General features: G+C 71.4%; 16 protein-coding genes and 1 pseudogene. 5 read left to right on the top strand and 12 right to left on the bottom strand.

Annotation, left to right across the window (positions count from 1 at the left end; all coding sequences use genetic code 11):
* Positions 1-118: 118 nt before the first annotated feature.
* Both M2266_RS31500 and M2266_RS31495 read right to left on the bottom strand, forming a co-directional pair.
* Positions 119-334 (bottom strand): annotated as a pseudogene (locus M2266_RS31500) (AHH domain-containing protein); the annotation flags it as partial.
* Positions 234-3980 (bottom strand): DUF6531 domain-containing protein, encoded by a 3747-nt coding sequence (locus M2266_RS31495; protein WP_277441685.1) that lies wholly within the window; start codon positions 3978-3980, stop codon positions 234-236. The gene M2266_RS31495 and the pseudogene M2266_RS31500, both read right to left, overlap by 101 nt.
* Before the next feature lie 35 nt (positions 3981-4015).
* Between M2266_RS31495 and M2266_RS31490 the strand changes: the two genes are divergently transcribed.
* Together M2266_RS31490 and M2266_RS31485 are read left to right on the top strand one after the other, a co-directional pair.
* On the top strand, positions 4016-4339 hold the full coding sequence (locus M2266_RS31490) for a hypothetical protein (protein WP_277441684.1): 324 nt from the start codon (positions 4016-4018) through the stop codon (positions 4337-4339).
* A gap of 398 nt (positions 4340-4737) precedes the next feature.
* On the top strand, positions 4738-5127 hold the full coding sequence (locus M2266_RS31485) for a DUF2000 domain-containing protein (RefSeq protein ID WP_277441683.1): 390 nt from the start codon (positions 4738-4740) through the stop codon (positions 5125-5127).
* 24 nt (positions 5128-5151) lie between these two features.
* On the opposite strand, the gene M2266_RS31480 is transcribed toward M2266_RS31485, so the two are convergent.
* Together M2266_RS31480 and M2266_RS31475 are read right to left on the bottom strand one after the other, a co-directional pair.
* The gene (locus tag M2266_RS31480; protein ID WP_277441682.1) at positions 5152-5415 is read right to left on the bottom strand and encodes a hypothetical protein; all 264 of its coding nucleotides are present in this window, start codon (positions 5413-5415) and stop codon (positions 5152-5154) included.
* A gap of 540 nt (positions 5416-5955) precedes the next feature.
* Positions 5956-6657: a GntR family transcriptional regulator gene (locus M2266_RS31475; RefSeq protein ID WP_277441681.1), complete on the bottom strand. Its 702-nt coding sequence runs from the start codon at positions 6655-6657 to the stop codon at positions 5956-5958.
* 175 nt (positions 6658-6832) lie between these two features.
* Between M2266_RS31475 and M2266_RS31470 the strand changes: the two genes are divergently transcribed.
* From M2266_RS31470 to M2266_RS31460, 3 genes are all read left to right on the top strand, one after another.
* A complete protein-coding gene (locus M2266_RS31470) occupies positions 6833-7009 on the top strand; it encodes a hypothetical protein (RefSeq protein WP_277441680.1) in 177 nt (58 codons plus the stop codon).
* 26 nt (positions 7010-7035) lie between these two features.
* Positions 7036-7716 carry a hypothetical protein gene (locus M2266_RS31465; protein WP_277441679.1) on the top strand — a complete coding sequence of 227 codons (681 nt, stop codon included), beginning with the start codon at positions 7036-7038 and terminating at the stop codon, positions 7714-7716.
* A gap of 135 nt (positions 7717-7851) precedes the next feature.
* On the top strand, positions 7852-8496 hold the full coding sequence (locus tag M2266_RS31460) for a dihydrofolate reductase family protein (RefSeq protein WP_277441678.1): 645 nt from the start codon (positions 7852-7854) through the stop codon (positions 8494-8496).
* Positions 8497-8690: 194 nt separating this feature from the next.
* On the opposite strand, the gene M2266_RS31455 is transcribed toward M2266_RS31460, so the two are convergent.
* The 8 genes from M2266_RS31455 to M2266_RS31420 form a co-directional block, all read right to left on the bottom strand.
* The gene (locus M2266_RS31455; protein WP_277441677.1) at positions 8691-9404 is read right to left on the bottom strand and encodes a hypothetical protein; all 714 of its coding nucleotides are present in this window, start codon (positions 9402-9404) and stop codon (positions 8691-8693) included.
* A 197-nt stretch (positions 9405-9601) separates the two neighbouring features.
* Positions 9602-11101 (bottom strand): hypothetical protein, encoded by a 1500-nt coding sequence (locus M2266_RS31450; protein ID WP_277441676.1) that lies wholly within the window; start codon positions 11099-11101, stop codon positions 9602-9604.
* Between the two features lie 6 nt (positions 11102-11107).
* On the bottom strand, positions 11108-12202 hold the full coding sequence (locus M2266_RS31445) for a hypothetical protein (protein WP_277441675.1): 1095 nt from the start codon (positions 12200-12202) through the stop codon (positions 11108-11110).
* Positions 12199-13263 (bottom strand): hypothetical protein, encoded by a 1065-nt coding sequence (locus tag M2266_RS31440; RefSeq protein WP_277441674.1) that lies wholly within the window; start codon positions 13261-13263, stop codon positions 12199-12201. The genes M2266_RS31445 and M2266_RS31440 overlap by 4 nt, the downstream gene beginning before the upstream one ends.
* Positions 13264-13455: 192 nt before the next feature.
* Positions 13456-16563: a hypothetical protein gene (locus tag M2266_RS31435; protein WP_277441673.1), complete on the bottom strand. Its 3108-nt coding sequence runs from the start codon at positions 16561-16563 to the stop codon at positions 13456-13458.
* The gene (locus tag M2266_RS31430) at positions 16560-20180 is read right to left on the bottom strand and encodes a tubulin-like doman-containing protein (protein ID WP_277441672.1); all 3621 of its coding nucleotides are present in this window, start codon (positions 20178-20180) and stop codon (positions 16560-16562) included. The genes M2266_RS31435 and M2266_RS31430 overlap by 4 nt, the downstream gene beginning before the upstream one ends.
* A gap of 111 nt (positions 20181-20291) precedes the next feature.
* The gene (locus M2266_RS31425) at positions 20292-22721 is read right to left on the bottom strand and encodes a vWA domain-containing protein (protein WP_277441671.1); all 2430 of its coding nucleotides are present in this window, start codon (positions 22719-22721) and stop codon (positions 20292-20294) included.
* Between the two features lie 115 nt (positions 22722-22836).
* Complete coding sequence (locus M2266_RS31420) at positions 22837-23325, bottom strand: Pycsar system effector family protein (RefSeq protein WP_277441670.1); 489 nt, start codon at positions 23323-23325, stop codon at positions 22837-22839.
* Positions 23326-23482: the final 157 nt, after the last annotated feature.

The raw sequence follows: 23482 nt of genomic DNA, 5'->3' as shown, positions 1-23482 counted from the left end.
CGGCGCCGGGGCTGGGAACGCCGGTCGCGAGTTCGGCCTCGACCGCACTGCCGATACGGCGCAGTTCGTTGCGAATCTCGGTACGGATGGCACGCGCGCCCATTCCAGCGCGCTGGCCGGCATCGACGACGTTCTCCAGGCGCAGGGTGACTCTCTGCAGGAACGGTCCGCGGTGGGTGAAGTTGTGTGGTCGCGGGTGTCCCAGGGGAATGCCGTTGGCGGCGTCATTGATGTTAACTCCGTACCTCTGCAACAGGGCGCGCGCTCGGGCGCTGCCCGCGCGGTTCAGACTGGAGGGTACGAGATGGGCCGCCGCTTGGCCAGGACCGACCACCGTTCCCTCGCGAGCCATGTTCCTGCGCAGCAGAGCGGCGTTCTGCGCGCAGGTCAGCAGCCCGAGGTAGTCCACCCACGCCAGCGGATTGGGGACGTAGGCGCGCTCGTTGGGGCACCGCTTCCTGGCCCAGCGGGTCGGGGCTGACGTAGGCGGCGGTGACGGGGTCGTAGTGGCGGAAGTAGTTGTAGTGCAGCTGGGATTCGGGGTCGAAGTACTGGCCGGGAAAGCGCAGGGGTGTGGAGGCGCTGATGTCGCCGTCGCCGGCGGGTATGCCCCACAGGGTGGTGTGGGAGCGCCAGGCGATGTCGCCGGTTTCGGTGACGAGTTCTGTTGGGGTGCCGACCAGGTCGGTCACGATGGCGAAGAAGCGCTGGTCGATGACGTCCTGCGGGGCATCGGCCAAGGTGGTGCGTTCCGTCTGCGAGAGGACGCGCATCTCGTCGCGCTCCCACGTGAGGGTCACCACTTCGGGGCTGCCCGAGACGTGGGTGGTCTGCTCCACGAGGTGGGTGCCGTCCCAGGTGAAGCGGGTCTCTTCCTGGACGGTCGTCCCGTCGGGTGCGAGGCGCTGCTTGGCCGTGCGCCGGCCGAGGGGGTCGTAGAGGTAGCGCCAGAGCCGGCCGTCCGGAGTGGTGACGGTCGTCAGACGGTCGTCGGAGTCCCAGGTATAGCGCCAGGTGTCCGGTTTGCGGGACAGTCGGGCCTTCTGGCGTAGCACGACGCGGCCCAGGGCGTCGTGTTCGTACCGGATACGGCCGGCGCTCTCGACGAGCCCGCCGCTGAGGGTGCGCGGGCCGTTGGCGTCCGTTTCGACGGGAGTCGTGGCGTGGGTGAGATTGCCCGCCGGATCGTAGGCGTAGGTCTCGGTCCAGTCCGCGCCGGTCACACCCGTCACGCGACCCACCCGGTCGAGTGCGAAGGAACGGGTGCCGGTCGCCCGGTCCGTGATCGCGGTGAGGTGGCGGTCCCTGCGGTAGGTGTAGTCACGGTGCAGCAGCACATGGGTGTCGGTGCCTGCCGCAAGGCTGTCCGACGGCGCGGAAGCGGCCTCCGGGGCGGGGCCTGTGAGGGTGAGGGCGGCGACGAGGTCGGACTCGTTCCACTTCTGGGTGAGGCGGACCGTGCTCCCGAGGACTCGTTCGATCTCACGGCCCGCGATGTCGTGCGCGAAACGGAGGGTACGGCCGGCCGAGTGGATGGATTCGAGCCGGCTGTTGGCGTCCCAGGACCAGGTGCTGACCGACCCCCCGGGCGTGCGGCGTCCGGTGCGGCGGCCGAGCGGATCGTACGTGTGCGTGAGGACCCGGCCGTCGCAGGCCTCGGTGAGGACGCGGCCCAAAGGGTCGCGGACGTAACTCAGTTCGGCGTCGCCGTTGGTCGCCCGGACCAGCTGGCCCGAGTCGTCGTAGGCGAGCGAGGTGATGCCGTCGACGGAGCGCTGCTCGGTGATGCTGCCCAGCAGGTCACGGGTGTAGCTGATGGTCTGACCCAGCCCGTTGGTGCGGGAGGCGAGCTGTCCGGCGGCGTCGTGGGTGTAGCTGAGTGCGCCGCCGTGGAAGTCCAACTCGCGGATCATTCGTCCGGCCGCGTCGTAGTCGTAGGTCCACGTGAGGCCCTGGGCGTTGGTGACGGCGGTCAGTTGCAGTTCGGTGTTGTAGGAGAACTCGACCCGCGCTCCGTCGGGGGTGGTGCGGGCCGAGGTCAGGTCGAAGTGCGTGCTCTCGAACGAGGTGACGCCGCCGAATGGGTCGGTGTGGGAGACCATGTTCCCTTCCCCGTCCCACGCCCACGCCTCGGAGGAACCGTCCGGGAGGGTCCGGGTCAGCGGCCTGCCTTCGAGGGTCCAGGTGTGGAGGGTGGCGGCGCCGAGCGGGTCCACGACGGTGTCCACCCGGCCGAAGGAGTCACGGGTGCAGCGGGTGGTGGCGCCCAGCGGGTCGGTGATCGCGAGGGGTAGACCGGCCGCGTCGTTTGTCACCCGGTGCTGTCCGCCGAGCGCGTCGGTCAGCGAGGTCAGGCCGCCTGCCGCGTCGTACGTGTACTCGGTGCGCGCGCCCACGGGATCGGTCGACGCGACGCGGTTGCCCCGGTCGTCGTATTCATGGAGCCAGAGGTGGCCGCCCTCGTCGATGATCCGCACCGGCAGATTCAGCTCGTTGTGGGTGAAGGCGACGCTCGTGCCGTTCGGGTACACGACGGCGGTGAGGTTGTCGGCCGCGTCGTAGCAGAGGCGGGTGGTGCGGCCGAGCGGATCGGTGACGGCGGTCAGCAGCCGGTTCTGCTGGTCCCACTCCTGCAGGGTGACGTTGCCGAGGGGGTCCGTGGTGCTGATGGTCCGGTAGGCGTCGTTGTGCACGTGCGTCGTCGTGTGACCGAGCGAGTTGGTGAACCTGGTGGTCCTGGTCGCGTCGTCGTAGGCGAACGAGCCGGACATGAAGCCGTCCGTCCCGGTGGTGCGGACGACTCGCCCCCCGGGGTCGTACACATAGCCGTACCCGGTGCCGTTGCGGTCGGACCAGCTGGTGAGACGGTGCTGGTCGTCGTAGCCGAAGCGCAGCGGCAGCCCGGAGGAGTTGTAGACCTCGGCGAGGTTGCCGGCCTGGTCGTAGGCGAACCGGACGAGGGTCGGGGCGTCAGGGTCGGACAGCAGCCTGAAGGAGGTGATCCGGTTCTCGTGGGATTCCACGCCGATGTGGTAGCCGCCGTGATGCCGTATCGCCGTGGGGGTGCCGGCCGGATCGTGCTCGATGTCGAAGCGGTTGCCCTCGCGGTCCACGACAGCGGTCAGCGGCAACCGGACGGACCCGGAGGAGGGGGCCGGAACATCCAGGGGCCGGAACTCGAACCTGCTCGTGTCACCGGGCACGGTGACGGTCATGACGCCGCCCGGCGTTCCGTCCCAGTGCAACGGCCAACGGGGACCCACCACCGGCGTGGTCCGCCGACCGGGCTCCGGGACCGGATAGTGCAGCAGCATTCCATCGGCCGCGGCGAAACGTACTCCCTGACCGTCGATCTCCAGGTGCTGGTCGACGGTGGAGGCCCACGACGGACCGAACCAGGTTCCGGCCCCGTACGAGGACACGTGCGTGCGCTGGAGGAGGAGGGGGAGCACCCCGGGCAGCTCCACGTCGGTCTGCTCCAGGACCATCTCACCCGTGGAGACGTCGACCGGGTCCGTCTCGCAGACCCGCTCGCCCATGGTCTTTCCGCCCCGCCGGAGCGAACCGAGCCCTTTGCGGAGCGCGTTGCCCAGGCCACCGAGATGACTGCCCATGCCCTTCATGAGCTTGGGCAGGTTCTTGGCCATCTTGAGCAGGCCGCCGGCGGTGGTGAGCCCCTTGAAGCCGGGGATGCAGTCCATCGCGGCGAACAGCACGTCCCACAACGATGCTTTGCCCTGGGCGTATTTGATGAGGGTGTCGGCGAGGACGACGAGGGCGGCGGCGAGCACGATCCAGGCGAGCGGGCCGCCGATGATCATGACGATGATGCCGAGGACGGCGACGATGACCTTGCAGACGGCGACGATCTCGTCCCAGTGGTCGGCGACCCAGTCGACCGCTTTCTCCCACCAGTGCTTGTTCTTGATCCCCGCGTCCGACGCCTCGTAGCAGTGCGTGTTCGGCGGTGCTCGCGGCACCGTCCCGCAGGTGCGCGGCCTGCGCGGCGAGCTCCTTGGCCGCGTCCAGACGTCCCTGGGCGTCGTGGACGGCGGAGTTCGCGGACTTCTGCGCGTTCGAGGCGTCCAGGGCGTTGCGGGTGGCGGTGCGGACCTCCTCCGCCGACGGCGGCTCCGCGCCCGGCTTCGGATCGGCCTGGTACTCCTTGGACTTGTCGCCGGCCCGCTTCACCCAGTCGTTCGCGTTCGTCTGGGTGGTCTTGGCGGCGTCCAGGTCCTGGCGGGCGGTACGGCCCTGGGCCAGTGCCCGGTCGGCGTCGGCCTGCGCGGTCTCCAACTTCGGCCAGTACGCCTCCAGGGCCCCGGACGCCAGCCGGTAGGACTTCTCCAACTTCGTCAGCTCGCCCGGCAGATCACCGAACTGCTCGCGGTAGGCGTCGGCGGCGAGGCCGGCCCAGTCCTGCACCGCGTTGTTGCCGCTCAGCCCCTTGACCGACCGCAACGCCGAGGAGACGTCGTCCGCGAAGTCGCCCAGCTTGCGGGCGAGTTCCTTCACCTCGAACGGATCACCCGGCACCGGATCCCGGTCCAGGTCGAGTATGTGCCAGTCCGTAGGCCGATTTCCCATGACGTGCCCCCGCGCATCGACTACCCGCCGCAGCTTCTGCCACTGTGCGAACACTTGACCCTACTGAACGGGTGAGAAGCGGTCGAGCGCGCCACGAGGACGGAGGATTCCCTGCCACAGGTCACCCGCCAGGTCCGGCTGAAGTGGGTCGTGGTCGTCAACTCCGACCTCCCACCCGGCCGGGCCGCCAACGCCGCCGTCTGCGCCGCCGCCCCCACCGTGGCCTCGGTCGCCGGCCTGCTGGGAACCGACACCGCCGACGCGCAAGGCACGGTGCACCCGGGCCTGCCCTGGACAGGCTGCTCGGTACTCGTCGCCGACCCCGCCACGCTGCGCACCATCCGCGCCAAGGCCGCATCCCGCCCCGACACCTTCGTCGCCGACGTCCCCATCGCCGCGCAAAGCACCCGCGTCTACGACGAGTTCATTACCGCCGTGGGGGAGGCCCAGACCGAAGACATCGACTACTGCGCAGGCAGCATCGTCGGCCCGCGCAATCGGGTCGACAAGATCGTCGGTAGGCTTCCCCTCATGCCCTGACGATGCCTGAGCGGGCAACGACGGTCAGGCGTGATGGACGTAGGTGACGATTCCGCCGGCGGTCAGACCCAGTGCGCATCCGGTCTCGAAGCCGCTGCGGCGCATCGCCGGGGTGTACTCCGCGGCGGCCATGTCGATGGGTCCGATGAGGCCCAGGAACAGGCCGCACAGGCAGACGACGTAGCCGTGCCGCAGGGCGGCGGCCTGCCACGTGGGGTCGGGGTCGACCCAGGCGCGGGAGTACAGCTCCCCGTCGGGCGTCCGCAGTTCCAGCCGAGAGCGGCTCATGACGTCCGGGCTCCATCGCCCGGCATCGCAGTCGGGGTATCTCGTGCAGCTCCCAGCCGGGGGCCGAGCGCAGGTCGGCGTATCCGGGCGGCCTGCGCCGCATGCCGAAGTAGACCTCGTTCTCGTCACGTCGCGGTGGTTCACGCATGCGCAGCTTGTCGAACACGGTGGGATGTTCTCTGTCGAGGTGGACCCCGTCCTGGTCGGAGTGGAGCAGGTCGGGCAGGCGCACCTGCGAGAACGCGGGCGGCAGGCGCTGCATCCCGAACAGGATGGCCCCCTCGATCTGCGGTTCCCTGGGTACCTCCTCGATCGACGTCGCTGACGTCACGGCATGCTGCACCATGTTGCTGTTCATTCCCAGGACCCGTTGGAACTCGAAGAGGGCCGCCGGTGTGTGGGGCGTCCGTTCGGGATCGAGGGTGACCGTGCCCCGCGGGCCCCGCAGACCCAGCAGGATGCCCCCGAGCTGCAGCCCGGAGTCGCCGCAGAACAAGATCTTGCCGTGGTCGTCGACCTCCTCCAGCGGCGGGACCCTGCTCATCTCCCGTCCTCGAAGGCGCGCACCAGTTGCCGTTCCGCGTCGGCGAGGTACACCGACAGCAGCAGTTCCGCCTGCTGGGTGTCCCTGGACTCCAGGCAGGCCAGGAGTTCGCGATTGCGGGCGAGGTAGGGCTCGTGGAAGCGCTGCGGGTTGTCCACGGTGTGGAAGGCCAGGCGCAGCTCGGCGTGGATGCGGAGCATGAACTCCTCCAGTCGTTCGGATCCCGCCAGTTGCACGATCCCGCGGTGGAAGTGCAGGTCGGCGGTGGCGACATCGGACCAGCGCTGGTCGGCCGCGGCGCGCTCACCCGCTTCGACGGCTGCCCGAATCGCCCCGATCACCAGCTCGGGCGCCCCGACCAGTTCCCGGACGGCCGCACCCTCCACGAGCCGGCGCAGCCGGTACAACTCCACGACGTCATCCCGGCTCAGGGTGCGCACGAACACGCCGCGGTTGAGCTCGTGCACCAGCAGGCGTTCCTGGGCCAGCAGCCGGAAGGCCTCGCGCAGCGTGTTGCGGGACACCCCGAGGGCCGCGCCGATGACCTCCTCCGACAGTCGGGCGCCGGGTGGGATGCGGCCTTCGGTCACCCGGTCGCGCAGGACGCCGGCCACCCGCTCGGCGGTGCTGCCGTGCCCGAGGAGGTCCTTGTCCCGCGCCAGTTCGTCGACCCATGGCCTCGGAGCGTTGGTGCTCACCGTGTCCCCGCATCCCTTCGCTGATGGATCGTTGAACAAAATATATGCCTTCTTTATGGGATGTGGAACTACCAGAGAGCAGATTCTCACCACCCTCTTGTTGGATCGTTGAACAATCTCTACCTTGGGGGAAGAGGCGCAGCCAGCGTGCCCAGAAGCCTCAGGAGGCATCGAGATGACGCATAGTCAGGTACGTCGTGGTCCTGCCGGGTCGAGGATGCTGTTGTACATCGGACTGTCAGCCCTCGTCGTGAGAGTGCTCGCCGGGGAGCCCCTCATCGCCCTGCTGGGGTGCCCGCTCGGGATCGTCGACCTGTACGGCCTGCTGGCAGCAGACCGCGAGCGGCAGTAGACGTGGGTGTAGGCGGAGGTGACGGGGTGAGGACCCGCCTGGCTTCCGGCCGACAGGTTCCAGGGGTCGGGGAGTTCGCCTGGCGGGCCGTCCTGGCAACGGCGAGCGCCGGGGGAGCGTGCGGGCTGTGGGCGATCGCACGCCTGCTCGCGCGCACCGCCTTTTTCAGGGGCGCCCCGTCGGTGGACGTCCTATCCGTCCTGGTGCTGATTCTGCTCACCCTCGCGTCGGCCTTCTGCCATTTCCTGGGCGTCAGGTGGTTCGTGTGCATGATGTGCCTGCTGGGCGTGCTGGTCCTGCAGCGGTCCGAACTGGGCCAGGAGGCACTGCACCACCACGGGCGCACCGAGCATGTCCGGGTGTTGCAGGTCCAGGACACGTCGGACGGGATGGGTGGGGGCGGCGTCTCCTATACCGTCTCCGTCCTCGACGGTCCACCGCTGGACCCGATACCGAAGCCCGGCCTCCTGGACGGCGGGAGCCGGCTCGGAGGCGGGGGCTGGGTGCCGGGCGGCACCTACGAGGTGACCGTCGACCCGCAGGGACTGGCCCCGGTCGGCCGGGGAGGTCCGCCCGGCCCCCCGGTGGTCCAGCGGCTGCTGCAGATCCCGCTCGGGCTCGGTCTCGCCCTCGCCCTGTGGCGGTTCTGGTACCTGCTGCTGCGCCTACGGCGGTGGCCGTGGCATGACCCCTGGGACGTCGGCTGACCCCTCGGAGAGCAGCCCGAGGCGCACGTCATCGAAGGCCGGGTAGGACTTTTCCCGTCGGTCACGGAGGGAGCGATGAGTTTGCCTCGCCCGGAGAGTCTCACCACTGACATCGCCCCATCCCAGGAGGAACGCGTGGCTCAGCTATTGCGAGTCCAGAACTTCAACGTCTCGAGTGACGGCATCGGCGCCGGCGAGGACCAGACCCTGGAGCGGCCGTTCGGTCATATCGACCCCGGGGAACTGTTCGCCTGGGCCGGTGCTACGGCGAGCTGGCCCATGCGCACCGACCCCGGGGGCAGCCGGGGCCTGGACGACTACATCACGCGGGACTACCCGCGCAACATCGGCGCCGAGATCATGGGACGCAACAAGTTCGGGCCCCAGCGCGGGCCCTGGCACGACCTGGAATGGCAGGGCTGGTGGGGCGACGAGCCCCCATTCCACACCCCGGTGTTCGTCCTGACCCACCACAAGCGTCCTTCGTTCACGCTGTCCGACACCACGTTCCACTTCGTCGACGGCGACCCCGCCACCGTCCTCGAGCAGGCCCGGGAGGCGGCGCAGGGCAAGGACGTCCGACTCGGCGGAGGGGCTACCACCATCCGGCAGTTTCTCGCCGCGGACCTCGTCGACACCATGCATGTGGCGGTCTCGCCGGTGAAGGCCGGGTCCGGGGTACGGCTCTGGGAGTCCCCTGACGAGCTGCTCGACCGGTTCCACCTGGAGGTCGTTCCCAGTCCGAGCGGAGTGAAGCACCACTTGTTCTGGCGCAAGTGACCGGTCCGCAGGGCCGGCCCCGAGCGGCTGTTCCGCCGCCCGGGGCCGGCCCTGCGGACCGGCGAGCAGCACGAGGCGCCCCGCCACCGGCGACCTGATCGGCGAAGGGAGGGCCGGCGGCCGCTCCCCATGTCGTACCGCAGCAGCCCGCCTCGCAGGTCGCTCGGAGGGTGAGCGGATCAGCACTTGGGCAGTCAACGGAGACGGGGATCGTGTCGGCGTCCCTCGTCAACCCATGCCGCTTCGCGTTGGGACAGGCCCCGGGCCAGGGTCTGCCAGACGTGATCGGACAGGTGGGGCGTCCGAGGGAGGGGTGAGTCGATGAAGAGCTCCGACACCAGGTGCCGGTCGACGGCCGCTTGCGAGGAGGCGACGTCGTTCAGGAACTTCTTCAACGCCTCGTCGCAGTCCAGGGCGAGTGGTTGCACCAGCCAGTGGAAGAGCCAGCACGCTACCGTGACGGCCCGTTCGATGTGCAGGGAGCGCACCGTTTCGTTGCGGGTGGGCACCGCGATGGAGGTCAGGAGCAGCCGGGCGGAAAGCAGGGCGTTGCACAGCTTCACCCCTTCGTCATGGGGCCGGGCCGGTTCGGGCAGCATCACCAGCACCAGATGCTGAGCCTCGATCGACAGCGGTCTGCGTAGTATCTCGACCAGATCGGTGTCCGGGAGGAACCGCAGGCGGTCCTCGACGTTGCGCCGCAGTTCGGGCGGTTGGTGGGCTCCCGGCCGTGCAGCGCTGTGCAGGTCGGTGATCAGGGCATCGAGCCCGGCCGATCTGGGCTCGGCCTTGGGGGACCGACGCCCCTTCTTCTTGAATTGGGGTGACTCGGGCAGTCCGGGAAGCTCTTGGAGACGGCGTTGCACGGTCCTGTCCAACTCCGACCACGCGAAGCGATCCGTGTCCATGTCCGCGTCCTGAACAGGAAGGGACGCGGTGTGCCCGCGCGTATCATGCTCCATCGAAGGCGCCCGGTGAGCCGAGTTCCGACGCGGGCACCCGTGGCGGCACGTTCGGTCTGGGCGGCACGGGCGGTGCGACCGGAGGAGGACCGGCGGACGGACCGCGGGGTTCCCACAGCGAGTCGGCGACCACCATGAGGTTGTCATCGCGCTCCTCGTCTCCCGGGGCCGCGCCGTACTCCTCGAAGGCATCGGGGGGCGGCACATCCCGCGCCTTCGTATCCACCGTGGCCTCGGGGATTCGTGATTGCGGCGACTGCTGCGACTGCGGCGCCTCGGTCGCCACCCACTCGATGACGGGCCACGTCGGGTCCGTCCGGCCTCCGCCGGCCGGGGGCCGCCGTGCTCGGCTGCTGCCTGCCCGCGTCCCGCGGTCCGCTTCGACGAGGGGGAGCGGGCGGCGGCCCCCACGCCCGCTCGGACTGCCGGGACCGCTCAGGCTCCGGCACCGGGCGGGATCCCTGCTCCGATTCCTGTCCGTACAGCGAGAACGGCCCTGTCCCGCGGGCCTGGTCCCGCTCGTACGGCTCGCTTCCGTCCCGCTCGAACCCGTCCCGCCCCGTGAACGATTCCTGCGGCGATCGGCGGCCCGAGTCTTCGTAGCGGTTCTGTTCCTGGACCCGCTGCCGCCGGGCCTGCTCCTGGTCCCGCCGGGCGTCCATGTCGGCAGGCCCGGAAAACTGCTGCGGAGAATAGGGTGATGCGGCAGAGCGGTCGACCGGCGGGACCCGTGCGGGGGCGCTCACGCCGTGATACCGCGGGTAGGGCCCGCCGGCCCCCGAGACCGCCCAGCGGCAGTAGTCCGCCACCATCTCGTGCGCTCGGTCTGCATGGTCGTCCGACCCGGGGTCGCCGAGATCGATCCGCTGCAACCGGGCGTCCTCCTCGGGCGACCCCTTCCAGGCCGGCACGAACACCACCCGGTGGTGGCTGTCCAGACTGTCGTACGTCGCGTATGACCAGCCGCCCTGGCCCAGGGAGCTGTTGAAGATGTCGCACAGGCCCCACAGCGCCACCAGCGCGGGGTCGAGTGCCGAGCCGACCGGATGGCCTTCAGGGGCCGGTGCCGAGGCGCCGGCTGCCGCGACGGCTTCCACCAGCTCCCCGTGAAGCGCCGACACCCGGCCCTCGGGTGCCCGCAGAAACTGCGCGACCAGGCATTCCAGTGGGCGTGCCACCAGCGGCACGGCGCGGCGCAGCCTCGGCTCCCACTCGGCCGCGGTCCGGCGCAGGGTCTGCTGGGACAGCGGGTCGACCTTCCCCTTCACGGTCTCCAGCCAGTCGCTCGGTTGCCACGGCGTCGCCGCCCCCAGCGCCAGGCAAAATTTCGCGCGGAGCAGGGACGAGGAGCCGACGATCGCGTGGCAGACCGTGCTGTCACGGCTGTTGGCGTCCACCCCTGGCATACGGCTGAGCAGCACCACCTGGGAGCCGTCCTTCATCCGCACCAGGCTGGGCCGCGCGCCCCGCCCGCGGACCCGCAGGACGGGGCCGAGCCGGTCGGCCAACTCCCTCGCCGCTCGTTCGTTCCCCGACTGGGCGACCGCCGCGATGCCCGCGCCCCGCGAGGAGCCGAGGTTGCCCGCCCAGCGGAAGACGATGTGGTCCGCGCTGGGTTCGCCGTCCGTCGCGCCCAGTTCCACGCGCGATCACATCCCCACGTTGGCGGGACCGTCGTCACCGTGGTCGCCGAGCAGGCCACACATCGACAGTACGGACACCAGTGGTTCCAGCACCCGCCGGGGCCGCACGCCGTGCAGGAAGCTGCCATGGAGGTCATGGCTGCCGGTGGCGGAGGCGAAGTGCATGGTGCAGCGCAGCACGTTGTCGAAGGGCCGGACCCACGCGGGGCCGCCGTGGTGCCGCAGAAAGGCGTAGGCGTCGCGGCTCTCGTCGCGAAAGCGGCGTGCGGAGACCCGGTCGGCCGGTGGTTCCGCGAGCCAGCGGTCCACCGGCGGCTCGAAGCGCAGCAGGTCGCACTTGTTGATCACCACCGAGGCGGCGATCTCCAGATACGGGCCGGTCCGCTGGAGGCGGTCCAGTACCGTCTGGAACGCCGGGTCGCCGCCTCGGGAGTAGCCGAACTCGCCGCGCATCGGGTCGAGTTGCCGCATCGGCAGCGCCCGCAGAGGATCCACGACGAAGATCAGCGCGTCCACGCCGAGCAGGAAGCGCAGCAGGGCGGTGGTCCGGCGCAGGTCCTCACCGCTGAGGTCGAAGAAGGCCACCGGCCGGGTCACCCCGTCGGCCCCCGTGAGCAGCAGCGCCTCCACGAAGGAGGCGAACGTCTGCGAGGGCGTGTGCTCCAGCATCTGTCCGGAGCGCAGCGCGTCCACCCGTTCCACCATGAAGTCCTGGTGGTCCTGCGGGTTGACCGACTGCCAGGTGACGCCGTACTGCTCCAGACCGCCGTCGGCGATCTCCGCGATCATCTGGGTGAGCAGATGGGTTTTGCCGGTCGCGGAGTCGCCGACCATGGCGACCGTCAGCGGGCTGCCATGACTCAGATACGGCACGGGGATGAAGTGCGGCGGGGTGCCGTCGGTGTTGCGGCACCGCTGGTACGCCGAGCGCAGCCGGTCGGCGCGGCGCAGGGCGCTGGTCTGGCCACTGAGGTCAAGCTTCTCGTACTGCTGGCGTTCGTCCCGCTCGAAGAGCTGCCCCTCATCGAAGGAGACGACCTCCAGGCAGTACGGGCAAAGCATCTCCGACGCCTCTGCGCCGGTGGTCACGGGCACGGTCACCGGTAACGACCTCCTTGGTTGTGGTCCGGGTCGGACCTGGACGTGCTGCCGCCGTAGAACCAGTCGCGCAGCTTGTTGCGGTCGGGGGCGGGCAAGGGGTCGGGGAAGCGACCGGGGTAGGCGGTGCCAGGCGGTTCGGCGGGCGGCGGCCCCGCCCGGTGCGACGGATCCTCGGCCGTGGGGACGTACACAGGCGGCTGTGAGGCGGCCAGCGAGACGTACTTGCGGCGCAGCGCCTCGTCGAAGTCCCTTCGGTAGGGGGTCAGCGGGTCGGGCTGCGCGCCGACCGGCAGTTCCGTGCCGGGCATCAGCAGCTTCAGCAGATTCTCGGCAGTGGGCCGGTCGGCGGCGTTCGGCGCGAAGACCGGCCCCAGGGTCTGGGCCAGTGAACGGTGTGCGGCGAGGTCGGACGGCGGGCCATCAGGGCGCCCGGGGCGCCCGGTGAGGAGCTGGTACATGATCTGGCCGACGCTCCACAGCGCGTCGCGCGGATCACTAGTGCCGGTCCCGGCGCGCTGTTCGGGCGCCGCGTAGGGAGCGATGCCGAAGGGCGCCCGGGGGAAGCCGGTCCGGATGACCGAACCGAGGTCCCACACCTGGGCGCCCCGCTCCTCGCAGCGGACGGCGGCGGGCACGATGCCGCGGTGCACCAGGCCGACGGCCGCCATCAGCCGTACCGCCAGCACCAGATCGCGTTCGACGCTGCGCTGCTGGCTGGTCGAGATCCCCTGGAGCGCTGAGGCCGGCCGGCCGCGTGGGACGGCGTAGACGATGAACGGCTCGGCGGCGTTCGGGTCGTAGCCGAACGGCACGGGGAAGAGTCCGGCGAAGCGGGTGCCGGAGTAGGCCCGGTGCAGGGTGAGGGCGGCTGCGGTCTCGGTCTCCAGCAGCGCGAGGGCGGCCGGGTCGTGCGTGTCGGCGGCGGGCAGCCGTACCTGGAAGCCCTTCCAGTCGTCGCCGAGTTGGAGCCGCCGCGCCACGGTCGGCGGCCGGACCAGCCGGGGCCGGTCCGGGCCGAAGCGGACCTTGAGCCGCATCGGCGACCCCTTGGGCGAGATCAAGGACAGCTCCTGCGCCTCGCCCCACTCCTCCTCGTCGGCGCGGGCACCGCCGGGTGGCGGTGCCGCGTGCCGGGACGTCCCGCGCGGCGGTTCGGCTTTCGCGTACCAGTCCTTCTGCCCCGGTACGGGGGTGGCCGGTTCCGCACCGCCGTCACGTGCCGCCTCCCGCCCTTGGGCGGACGAGTGGGTCGTTCACCATGGTTTCTTCCCCCCTGTGCTGTCGTGCCGCGGGTGCCGGACGGCGCCCCCGTCGGAGGCGGTCGTTGCCGCCCGGGCCTGCGTCCCGTCGTCCTGCGCCCAGGCCCTGGCGCGTACGACCCGGACAGCGCCGGGCCGCAGACAGACCAGCTCGAGTGCCCCGGAGAAGCGCCCCAGCGCCGTCCAGATGACGGCGGAGGTGTCGATTCGGCCCCCCACGTCGCGGATCGCCACGGGGGCGAACGGGATCAGTTGGGCGGTCGACGGATCCCGGCTGAGCAGCGGCGTGTGGACCGGCGAGGTCAGCGGCACCAGTTGTCCGTCGACCGCGTCCGTGGACAGCAAGTCCCCGATCCCGCGGATACCCGTTCCGAGCAACGCGGACGAGTCGGGCCGCCGCCGTTCGGAACGGGCGTACGAGGGTGACGACACGATCCCGTCCAGCACCAGGTGCCGGTGGGCCCGGGCGATCCCCCGTCGCACGGCCGCACTCACGGCCTCCGCCTTCGCGGATCCGCCCCCCGCCGGCCGGGCCGCCCACAGCTGCCGCAGTTCGTCCGCGGTCGCGTCCGCGAGGTCGCCGAGCAGCGTCGCCATCAGTTCGGGTCCGCCGTCGGCGGCTTCCCGCTCCAACCAGGCCGGCGTCACGGTGTCCGGGGCGGGCGGCTCGTTCCCTGGAGCGGTGCCGGTGAGTCCGGCCGGTCCGCGCTCGGCGGCGTCACCCGGGGGCGTCCCCGCCGCCGCGAGCACCGGGAGCACGCCGGGAACCGAGACAACCGGCGGCAGCGGGGGCGTCGGAGACGCCGTACGTGCCGAACGGGAGCGCCGGGCGGCATCGCCGTCCGCGGCAGCGGACCGCGATGTGTCCGCACCCGGAGGGAGAGGCGTCAGCCGGGCGGCGGCACCGGCTCCTGCCTCGGCGACACCGGTACCCGCCCCTTCGGCAGCCACGGTCCACGAGGCAGCCCTGGGCACGTCGTTCCCGGGCTGCTCGAGGTTCCCAGCGCTCAAGGGGCGCGGGACGGGCCCGTCCGCGCGGGCCGGCCAGGTGGGGTCGGACCATGGCGCCGTGTTCGCCTCGGGCTCGTCGGACCAGTCCTCCGCGCTCAGCCAGTCGTCCGCGCCCGTACTTCCGGGCGAGGGCGGCGACGGGGCTGAGGGGGGCACGTCGGTGTCCCAGCTGTCCGAGGCCGGGGGAGACGGGGAGGGGGAACCGGCCGTGTGCGGGTCTGCCGGCACCCCGCGGAAGGCGCCTGCCAGGACGCGGGCCGCGTCCGCGCAGCGGACCCGGTCGTCGATCGCCCACCAGTGGCGGCGTACCGCCTCGGCCAGGGCCGCATCGACGTCTGCCAGACCGCCGCGCAGTTCGCCCACCCGGGTGCGCAGCCACCAGTCGTCGACGGCGCGGGTCCAGCGGACGACCGTCAGCAGGGCGCCGAGTACCACGGACAGAGCCAGCGCCGCGAGGGCCGCCCACGACGGCGGACGGACGGTGTGCCCGATGGCGTACCCGGCCGCCGCGCCGAGGAGGGCGGCCGCCGACTGCGCCGGCGGCGCCAGCTCGACGGAGCCGCGTGCCGAACGGTTGGGCCGCGCGGCAGCCGCCCGCGCGCAGCCCGCCGCGAGCAGCGCGGCGGGCAGCAGCGCCAGCAGGATGCGAGGGCCGTCACCCAGGCACGCCAGGGCCAGCACCAGGGCGACGCAGAGCAAGGGCGCCGGGCGGACCGGTGCGAGGCGGAAGGAGTGCCGCAGCGACAGCCGGTTGGGCACGTCCACGGCCGACCGGCCGTCGAACTCGGCCAACAGGTCGACCCCCACCGCCGGTGTCATTTCCTCCGAGAGCCAGGTCAGCCGTCCGGTGATCGCTCGGAGCGCGAGTCCCCCTCCGAGCAGACGCAGCACGAACCTCCCGAGGCCCTCCTCGACCGGATCCCCGGCGGCCGGCGCGCCCCTGTCACCGCCGTACGGCACCGCGGCGACCGACCGCGGAGCTTCGATCCCGGCATGCGCCAGCCGCTGCCCCGCCTCCGCCGGCGTCAGCCCCGGGACCGCGCTGTCCCGCAGCGCGCCTTCGGCCACCCTGCGGTAGTCCCACAGGCCGCGGGCAGCGGCATCCAGGGCTTTCGGGAGCGACTCGGTCTCTCGTCGCCCGGTCAACAGACCGAGCGGCAAGCCGAGTTCGCCGCACTGGATCTCGGCCGCGTCCAGGGCGCGCTCGCATGCCGTCCGGGCCCGTACGGCCGGCCCGTCCGCACGCAGCAGGTGATCGGGCGCTCGCGCGAGCCCGGGGTCCAAGAGCTCGGCCAGAGCGCGCGGCAGATCGCCCGGCGATACCGGCACGGACCCCGCGGAGGGGTCCGTGCCGGTATCGCCGACGAACCGGAACAGCGCCTCCTGCCACGCTTGGTCGCGAGCTCGGGGCGACAGGTCGTGCTCCACCACCCGGGCGGACAGCGCGGCCACCGCCGACGGGCAGTGCTGCAGCGCGTCGAGCAGGCTGTCGTACAGCTCGGGAGTCCGCAGCAGTTCGACGAGGGCGCCGATCGCGGGCTCCCGGTCCGCGGCGGGCGGCGGCGGGTCGCCACCGCCCGCCGGATCCGCGACCCACAGGATTCCGGCGTCCGCCGCCCGCAGCACCGACGGCAACAGGAACAGGCTGCCGGCCGCCTGCGAAAACGCCGGTGCGGTGTCCGTCGCCGGAGGTGGTGCTCCCGGGCCGGCCCAGGTGCCCGCCGAACCGGCCCCGGCGTCTGCTTCGGAACCGAGGCGGTCCGCGCCGATGGGGGCGCCGTCCCGGCCCGCACCGCCGGCGGTGGTAGCTGCTCCGACGGCGGTGTCTCCGTCCTCGTCCGTTCCACCGATCGCCAGGCACAGCAGTTGGACGCGACCGCCCGCCGCCGGGCGGGACATGACGCGCTCGAAGGCCTCGACGTGCCGGGTCAACTCGGCGGCGCTGTCCAGGATGAGCAGGCGCGGCCCCGGCCCCTCGGCAGCTGTCCAGCGCCGCGCCGCGGCCGCCTCGGCCGGCCAGTCCGGCGCCGAAGCCGGACCGCCCCGCAGGTCGAGGACCACGACCGGGGGTTTGTCGTCACGGACGCTCATTCCGGGTCCCCCTTCCACGGGTCGCGCTCGCCGCCGGTCTCGGCGTTGTCCCAGTCCCCCTCGCCGTCACTGCCCGCGGTGCCCCACGGCAGCGCAGACTCGCCCGACCAGGCCGGCACGGGCGGCGCCGACTCGGGGTAGGACGGGTAGCCGAACACCGGTTCCGAAACGGGTACCTGGCGGCCCGCCGTGGGTACGGCCGGAGGCTGCGACGGGCTCGGCCGCCCGGCCCCGGCGTCCGGCGCCTCGGGCTCGGCCTGGCGGTAGCGATCCCGGCCGTCGTATCGCGTGCCGTCCGCAGGGCGGCCGGGACGGTATCCCGGGCTGTTCCCCGCGGGAGCGGGTCCCGCGCCGGAGGCATGGCCCTGCCCCGACCGTTGCGGCTCCTTCCCGAACGCCCCGCCTACGCCGTTCCCGTACCGACCGGCCCCGTTGCCGTAGCGGCCCGTGCCGGCCGGATCCGGCCGGCTCTGCTCACCGCCGGACCGCCCCATCGCCACCCAGTCCTCCAGCTCCCGCAGATTGCTCTGCACGGCTCCCTCCATACCGGGGAAGGGCAGCGCGAGTGCGGCCGGCAGCGTCTCGGCCCAGAATTCCCACAACGGCCGCGACCATTCGGTGACCCCGCCGTAACGCCTTTCCCGTGCCTCCAGCAGCGCCACCTGCCGGGGCGCCACCTCATGCACGAACCGCAGGTAGAGCGGGGAGGGGTCACTGCCGGAGGTGCGTAGGCCGTTCGGCAGCATTTTCATCAGCACCCGGCAGTACTCCTCGACCGCCTTCTCCTCGCCCAGCAGCGCCCACCGCTCGTAGCAGCGCAGCAGGTCGGCCCAGCTCGACACGTCGTCGTGGTAGTCGCCCAGCATCAGCGTCATCGACGGGGCCTGCACCTCGATCTCCTCGTGCAGCCGCACGCGCACCCGCAGCGGTGACTCGGCCTCGCCCTGGTAGTCGATCTGGCCGTTCCACATCGCGCACAGCAGTCGCTGCAGGATGTGCACCCGGTCGGCGGCGGTACTCGCCAGCCAGTCGTCCTGGAAGCCGAGCCGCTGCCGCCAGCGCAGCCCATCCTCCGAGCGCCGCTCCTCGCTCGCCGTGGCCCACTGCCGCAGTACCTCGCGTGCACCGCGGATCTCGGTCAGGTTCATCTCGCTGCGAAAGAGCACCACCGTGATCGTCTGGGTGTCGACGCTACGGAAGATGATCTCCCGCCGGTTGTCCCGCGGCAGGTGCAGGGCCTTGCGCAGGTAGTCCTCCATCGCGTTCTTGCCACCCTGCGCACTGGGATAGGTGATGAGAATCCTCAGCCGCCCGTTTCCCTCCGGTGTGAAGGCGGTCGGAAGCAACGACGCGAGCTTGTAGTTGAACTGGGCCAGCGCCGGCTGACTCACCTGGTGCTCGGCCGTGCTGTTCCCGGCCGCGGCGGCCAGCAGCGTCCCCATGCTCGGCAGCAGCGGCCGGGCGCGCTGCTGGGTCCCGCCCTCCTCGAAGAGCCGCTGGACGCGTTCCTGAAGGATCGACTTCACCCCGGCCACCGAGTTCTCCGGTTCCCGTTCGCCGACCGTGAAGGACTCCCGCCACTGTTCCGGTCTGACCAGCCGTCGCACCAGCGTCAACTCGTCCACGCTCGTGCCGAGCTTCTCCCGTTCGATCAGGCGGTCCATCAGGTCCTCGTAGAAGTCCCGCAGATCGCGCTGAGGAGGCAGCAGGTACGACACCCCGGCCCGGTCGTCGTCGTACAGCTCCTTCACCGCCTTCGCGTACGCCTTGGGCTCCTCTGTCAGGTGCTTGCGGTAGGCGTCCGTCAACTGCACGATTTCCTGCAGGAGGTCGTCGGCCTTGGGGCGCCAGCGCTGCTCCTGCTCGTTCCACGCCCGGTGCCAGAGCACCCGGGCCCGCCACTTGTACCAACTGTTCTGCTCCTCGATGACCGCGACGACCTCCTCGTCACCCCACCGGGGCCCGGATATGCCGGTCAGCCGGCGGCGGATCCGAGGCACCTGCGGCGGCTCGACCTCCACCCCGCTCGGCCGGGCCGGATCCTGGCGGCGCTTGTCGAGCATTCCGAGGAAGCCGCACGCGATCACCGGATCGGACGCCGAGCGCGAACCCTGCAAGATCGCCGCCAGGGTGAACACATCCGAACGGTTGAGGAGCTGGAGGGCGGCGGTGCGTGGTTCGAAGGACTCGGCGAGCGCGGGCACCTTCTGCTCCAGCTGCCGCTCCAGCTCCTCCAGCAGCCGCTGCATCTCGTCCTGCCGGTCCCGCAAGGCCTGTTCGATCTCGCCACCACCCTTGGGAGGAGTGTCCGGCTCGGGTGTGGGGAGCGCCTCGCGGCGCCACAGCTCGCCGACGCCGGCCAGGGTGAACGCCTCGCGGATCATCGCCGCGCTGTTCGGGTCGATGTCGGGCCGCGACTGGTCGGTGGCCTTCCGGACGGCCAGCGCGAGCATGCGGGCGGAGATCAGCTCCGCCAGCTCGTTGAGTGGGGCGGTCATCGAGGCGACGAGACTGGTGGAGATGCCCCGGTGCCCGATCCCGGTCGCGGACCTCTCGCGCCGGGCCAGGTCGTGGTTGACGAAGTTGGAGGCGAAGGTCTGGTCGTCGTGGTCGGTGCCCGGCGCGTCGGCGAGTTCGGTGCCGACCAGGGAGGTGACGAGCGAGACGATGGAGCGCCGCAGGTCGTCGGGGCGGATTCCGGCCGTTGGGCTGAACAGGAAGGCCGTCGGCACCATCCCGGGTTCCAGTCGGAACGGCTGCATCTGCGGATACTCGACGTAGAGCGCCTCACGCCGCTCGGTGTCCCCGAGGTCGGCCTGCACATCCGGCACGTTCTGCTCGTCGACGAGCCGGGAGAGGTCCACCAGCGCCCGGGACGCGTTGAGGTCGGCCTCCCTGCCTCCGCCCTTCCCGACCGGGAACGCGGACGGCATCACCACGAGGGGATAGATCGTCGCGCGCATGCCCTTCTCCGTGAACGTCCGTCCGATCAGATGGAGATAGTCCAGGAAGATGCCGGCTCCGGTACCGCCGGCGACCGAGAAGGCGACGAAGACGTCGCAGCCGTTGGCCGGTCCACCGCCCATCTCCTGCAGCTCGCCCTCCGACAGGCCGATCGCGTCGATGGCGCGCCTCAACGGTTCGACCACCGGCTCCGGGCCGCGCCGCAGGGTCGCGAAGAGCGCCGCCCGGCCGACGGTCGGCATCTGGCCCGCGCCGTTGACCAGGTGGACCTTCGGCTCGCCCTCCGCCGGTGGCAGCCAGGACGCCACCTGGGGTCGCATCACCGCCCGGAGCATGCGCGTCACATCGGGCGAGCTGGTGAACTCCGTGGGCAGCAGATCGTGAGTGGCCCGCGCGGTCGTTTCGAGCGCCGGCCGCAGCGAGCGCGGCGCCGAGAGGTGCGGGAGCTTGGCCAACTCGCCCTCGCTGTAGTCGGCATACACGAACTGCAGGCAGTTGGGCAGTTGGTACGGCAGCCGTGACCGGCCGCCCGCGGTGAGCCGCATCCCGTCCGGTCCGCACAGTTCGGCCCGCAGACGGCGCTCGAGTTCGGTGCCGATCAGGCCTCCGGTACCGCCCAGGCCGACGAACAGCATCGGCTGGAAGATCTTCATCTTTCGTCCCCCCTCACCGGAGCGTTACGCGCTCCGGCCACTGGTTCTGGGTTCCGGCTCGTGCGCACGGGCCGGAGTCGTTCGTCAGGTGCTGGATGGTGATCCCAGCCGTCACATGTCCGCGTGGTAGGTGCTGTCGCTCCGCGTCGGTGGGCGGTGCTCCGAGGCTTTGCTCTGCCGGGTGGTCTTGGGCCGGGGACGCAGGAGGGACGGCAGCCACGTGCCGGGCGCCCGGGTCGCGCGGGTGCCAGGGTCGATGCGCAGCCGCAACCGACCCTGGTCGACCGGCACCGACTGCCGGTAGCGCACCGAGGTTTGTGCGGAGCCCGGTTGCCGTAGTTGTGCCAACCGGTTGCGGTCGCGCCGCACGAAGTAGGGGCCGACGGGCATGGGCGCCAGCCGCGGTGCGGAATTGTCCCGCACGACCGCGAAGCCGTACCAGCCGTTCTTGCCCACCGCCGAGGAGCGTACGACCAGCTTGCTGCGCTCCCCCTCCTCCTCTTCCTCCTCTTCCGCGCCCGCCTCCAGCAGGCACAGTTCGAGACCGCCCGGGTCGGTGGCCGAGATGGTGATGCGGTGCCGCACCACCAGCCACGCGGCCAGACCGGCCAGCAGCAGGAGGACCGCGACGATCGCGGGCCACCAGGCGTCCCAGACGCGTCGTGCGGCGCCGGGCTCGGGAACCACCCGCACGGTGATCAGTCGCGCGTCCAGTGGCTGGCCGGGGTGCGCGGTGTCGAACACCTGCAGCCGACCGCTGAGTTCCCCTTGCGGTACCTGGTCGCCGACCATGAGCCGGCCGGTGACGGTGGTGGACTCACCGGGTTTGAGGGTGATGGCGGTGGGAGTGACGGAGAGGTCGCCGGGCCGGGTGTCCAGCAACTGCACCCGCAGGGTGTGCGTCGTGGTCGCGGTGTTGGCGGCCTTGACGACGAAGGACACGTGCTTGCCCGGGTTGAGGCGCGCCCCGGCCTTGTCGTCCGCGTGGCTGACGTCGAGGTACGCGGTCACGTCCGGATTGACGACCGCGATCCGGGTGACGAAGGGGCGGTGGTCAGCGCTCAGGCCGACCGCCCCCAGCACCCCGACCACCTCCAGCGCGCCGGTCGCCGTGGCGGGCACGGTCACGGCACCGCTAAAGGTGCCCTCGCCCGCGCTGCCGTCGTTCCGCAGGGTGATCGGCCGGTCGTCGAACCCGTCACCGCTGAGTTCGGCCGACACCTGCAGCGTCTGCACGTCCGCCGGGTCGGTCACCGGCAGGCCGTCGCGGGTCTGCAAGTGCAGTTGCACGGCGGCCTGTTGGCCGGGGTGGGGGGCCGCCGGGGTCAGAGTGATCGAGGAGCGCAGCGCACCACGCCACTGGACGCCCACGGTGGCCAGCTTCGAGCGGTGGTCCGCCGGCGCGTCGAGGTGCACCCGCCAGCGGCCCGGCCGCGGGTCGGTGATCTGAAGTGACTCCACTTCCTGCTCGGCGCCACTGAGTTGCAGGTGGGAACCGTCGGCCTCGCCGCTGCCGCGCACCTTGGTGCCCTGCGGGTCGTAGAAGTCTGCGGTGACGGCGGCGTCCCCCTTCGACACCACGATCGTCGCCAGCGTCGCGAGCGGCGAGATGCGCAGGTAGATGTCGGCGGGTGGCTTGCCCTCCTGCGGCTCGTCCGTGACCAGGCATCGGGCGCCGGCGAAGGCGGACTGGAGTGTGGACCCGAGCGCCGCCGAGTCGACCACGGTGGCCTTGGGCGTGGCTCCCGCCAGGTTGGTGCACGCGCCCTGGTAGCCCGCCGCGGCCATGTCCGCCAGCGCCTTGGGGTCGGCCGAGCCGAAGCCGAGCGGCCAGATCTGCACCTGGGCCTTCCGGGCCTCGTCGAGTGCGGCGGCCAGTGCGAGCCTGCTGTTGCGCTCTCTGCTCTGCACGTCCTGGCCGTACGACGGGCTGTCGTTCACGTTGAGCAGGCCGTCGGTCAGCAGGAACAGCATGCGTGGGCCGCCGGTGGAATTCGTCGTCAACCGGTTCACCGCCTGGCGGATCGCGGCGGGGAAGTCGGTACCGTCCCCCTGGCCCTTCTCGCGCTTGGCGAGCTTGCCGACGCAGGAGCCCATCCGCTCCTTGGCGACGGGGGAGAGGGCGGTCGTCGGACATACCTCGTCCACCGGCGTCTGGCCCCTGCGGGTTGCGCTGGCGAAGCCCAGCACGGTGATACGGGACTGCGCGTTGACCTCGCTGACTGCGATGCGGTCGGCCGCGTCGCGCTCCCGCTCGACATCGTCGGCGCTCAGGCTGCCGGACTCGTCGACCGCGATGGCGAGGTCGATCGGCGGCGGTGTGGTGTCGGTCGCGCCGGCCTGCCGGAACGGCGTGGCGGGAGCCGTGACCGGCAGGGCGAGCGCCAGCAGCGCCGCGGCCAGCAGTGCGGTCGTCCCCCGGACGGCGATCCGGCGCCGTACTCCTCCCCGGCCCTGCCGGATCGCCCCTGCGGCGTGGCGGCCAGCCGCTGCAGGTGGCTGTGCGGTGTGCGCTGTCGTGCTCTCGTCCCCGGTTTCCATCCCCGGTTCCCCCTCCGTGGTGTGTCTCCCGCGTACGGAGTGCGGCGTGCGTGTCGCCCACGCTCCGTACGGCTTCTTCGCGGCCTGGCCCCTGACGGCCCGCGGCCGGTGTTCGTCAACCGGTCTGCAGGCCGATCGCGCCGCATACCAGGCCCGACAGCAGCCAGAGCACGCCCCAGCGGATGCAGCGGTGTTTGACGTCGAGGATGTGGCTCATGTCGATGATCTGGATCAGCAACCACGTGGTCGGATCGCCGGCCGCCTCCCGTACGGCCGACCGCACCCCTGCCGCGCCCGCGGCCCGGTGGACCGCGAGCACGTCGGCGTAGAAGGTGAGTCCGGGCCCCTCCCGCTTGGTGCCGACTCTGGGTACGACGGCACGCAGCAGCGAGACCGTCCCCAACAGCCAGCACCCCCCCGCCAGCAGGAGCAGAGCGACCGCCGTGGCCGAGCCCGATCTCGACTGGCTTCGTGCCGACAGCACGGTGCCGAGCGCCACGACCACGGAGAGCAGAACCGACGCCTTCGTGTCGGCCCGGTCGGCGTCCTTGCGGATCACTGACAGCAACTCCGCGGCCACGAACCGGGTCTCGGGCACGGTCACCACTTCTCCTCCCGGCCCTGGGGCTCCGGCGGATCGGTGTCCCAGTAGTCGTCGTGGTCCTGCCGTCGGCGCCGTACGCGGTCCGTGCCGTCGTTCGGTGCCCGGGGCACCTGCGACGCCTCCGGTTCCCGCGCCCGTGGATCGCTGTGGGGATACC

The sequence above is a fragment of the Streptomyces sp. SPB162 genome, assembly GCF_029504575.1.
Classification (GTDB): domain Bacteria; phylum Actinomycetota; class Actinomycetes; order Streptomycetales; family Streptomycetaceae; genus Actinacidiphila.
The sequence above is the reverse complement of the archived record's forward strand: the minus strand, read 5'-3'. Positions and strand labels throughout refer to the sequence as shown.

What these genes read in the sequence shown, in the direction of transcription:
- M2266_RS31480 (WP_277441682.1), bottom strand. Translation starts at nt 5,415, where the DNA reads ATGAGCCGCTCTCGGCTGGAACTGCGGACGCCCGACGGGGAGCTGTAC.
- M2266_RS31470 (WP_277441680.1), top strand. Translation starts at nt 6,833, where the DNA reads ATGACGCATAGTCAGGTACGTCGTGGTCCTGCCGGGTCGAGGATGCTG.
- M2266_RS31455 (WP_277441677.1), bottom strand. Translation starts at nt 9,404, where the DNA reads ATGGACACGGATCGCTTCGCGTGGTCGGAGTTGGACAGGACCGTGCAA.
- M2266_RS31435 (WP_277441673.1), bottom strand. Translation starts at nt 16,563, where the DNA reads ATGAGCGTCCGTGACGACAAACCCCCGGTCGTGGTCCTCGACCTGCGG.
- M2266_RS31430 (WP_277441672.1), bottom strand. Translation starts at nt 20,180, where the DNA reads ATGAAGATCTTCCAGCCGATGCTGTTCGTCGGCCTGGGCGGTACCGGA.
- M2266_RS31425 (WP_277441671.1), bottom strand. Translation starts at nt 22,721, where the DNA reads ATGGAAACCGGGGACGAGAGCACGACAGCGCACACCGCACAGCCACCT.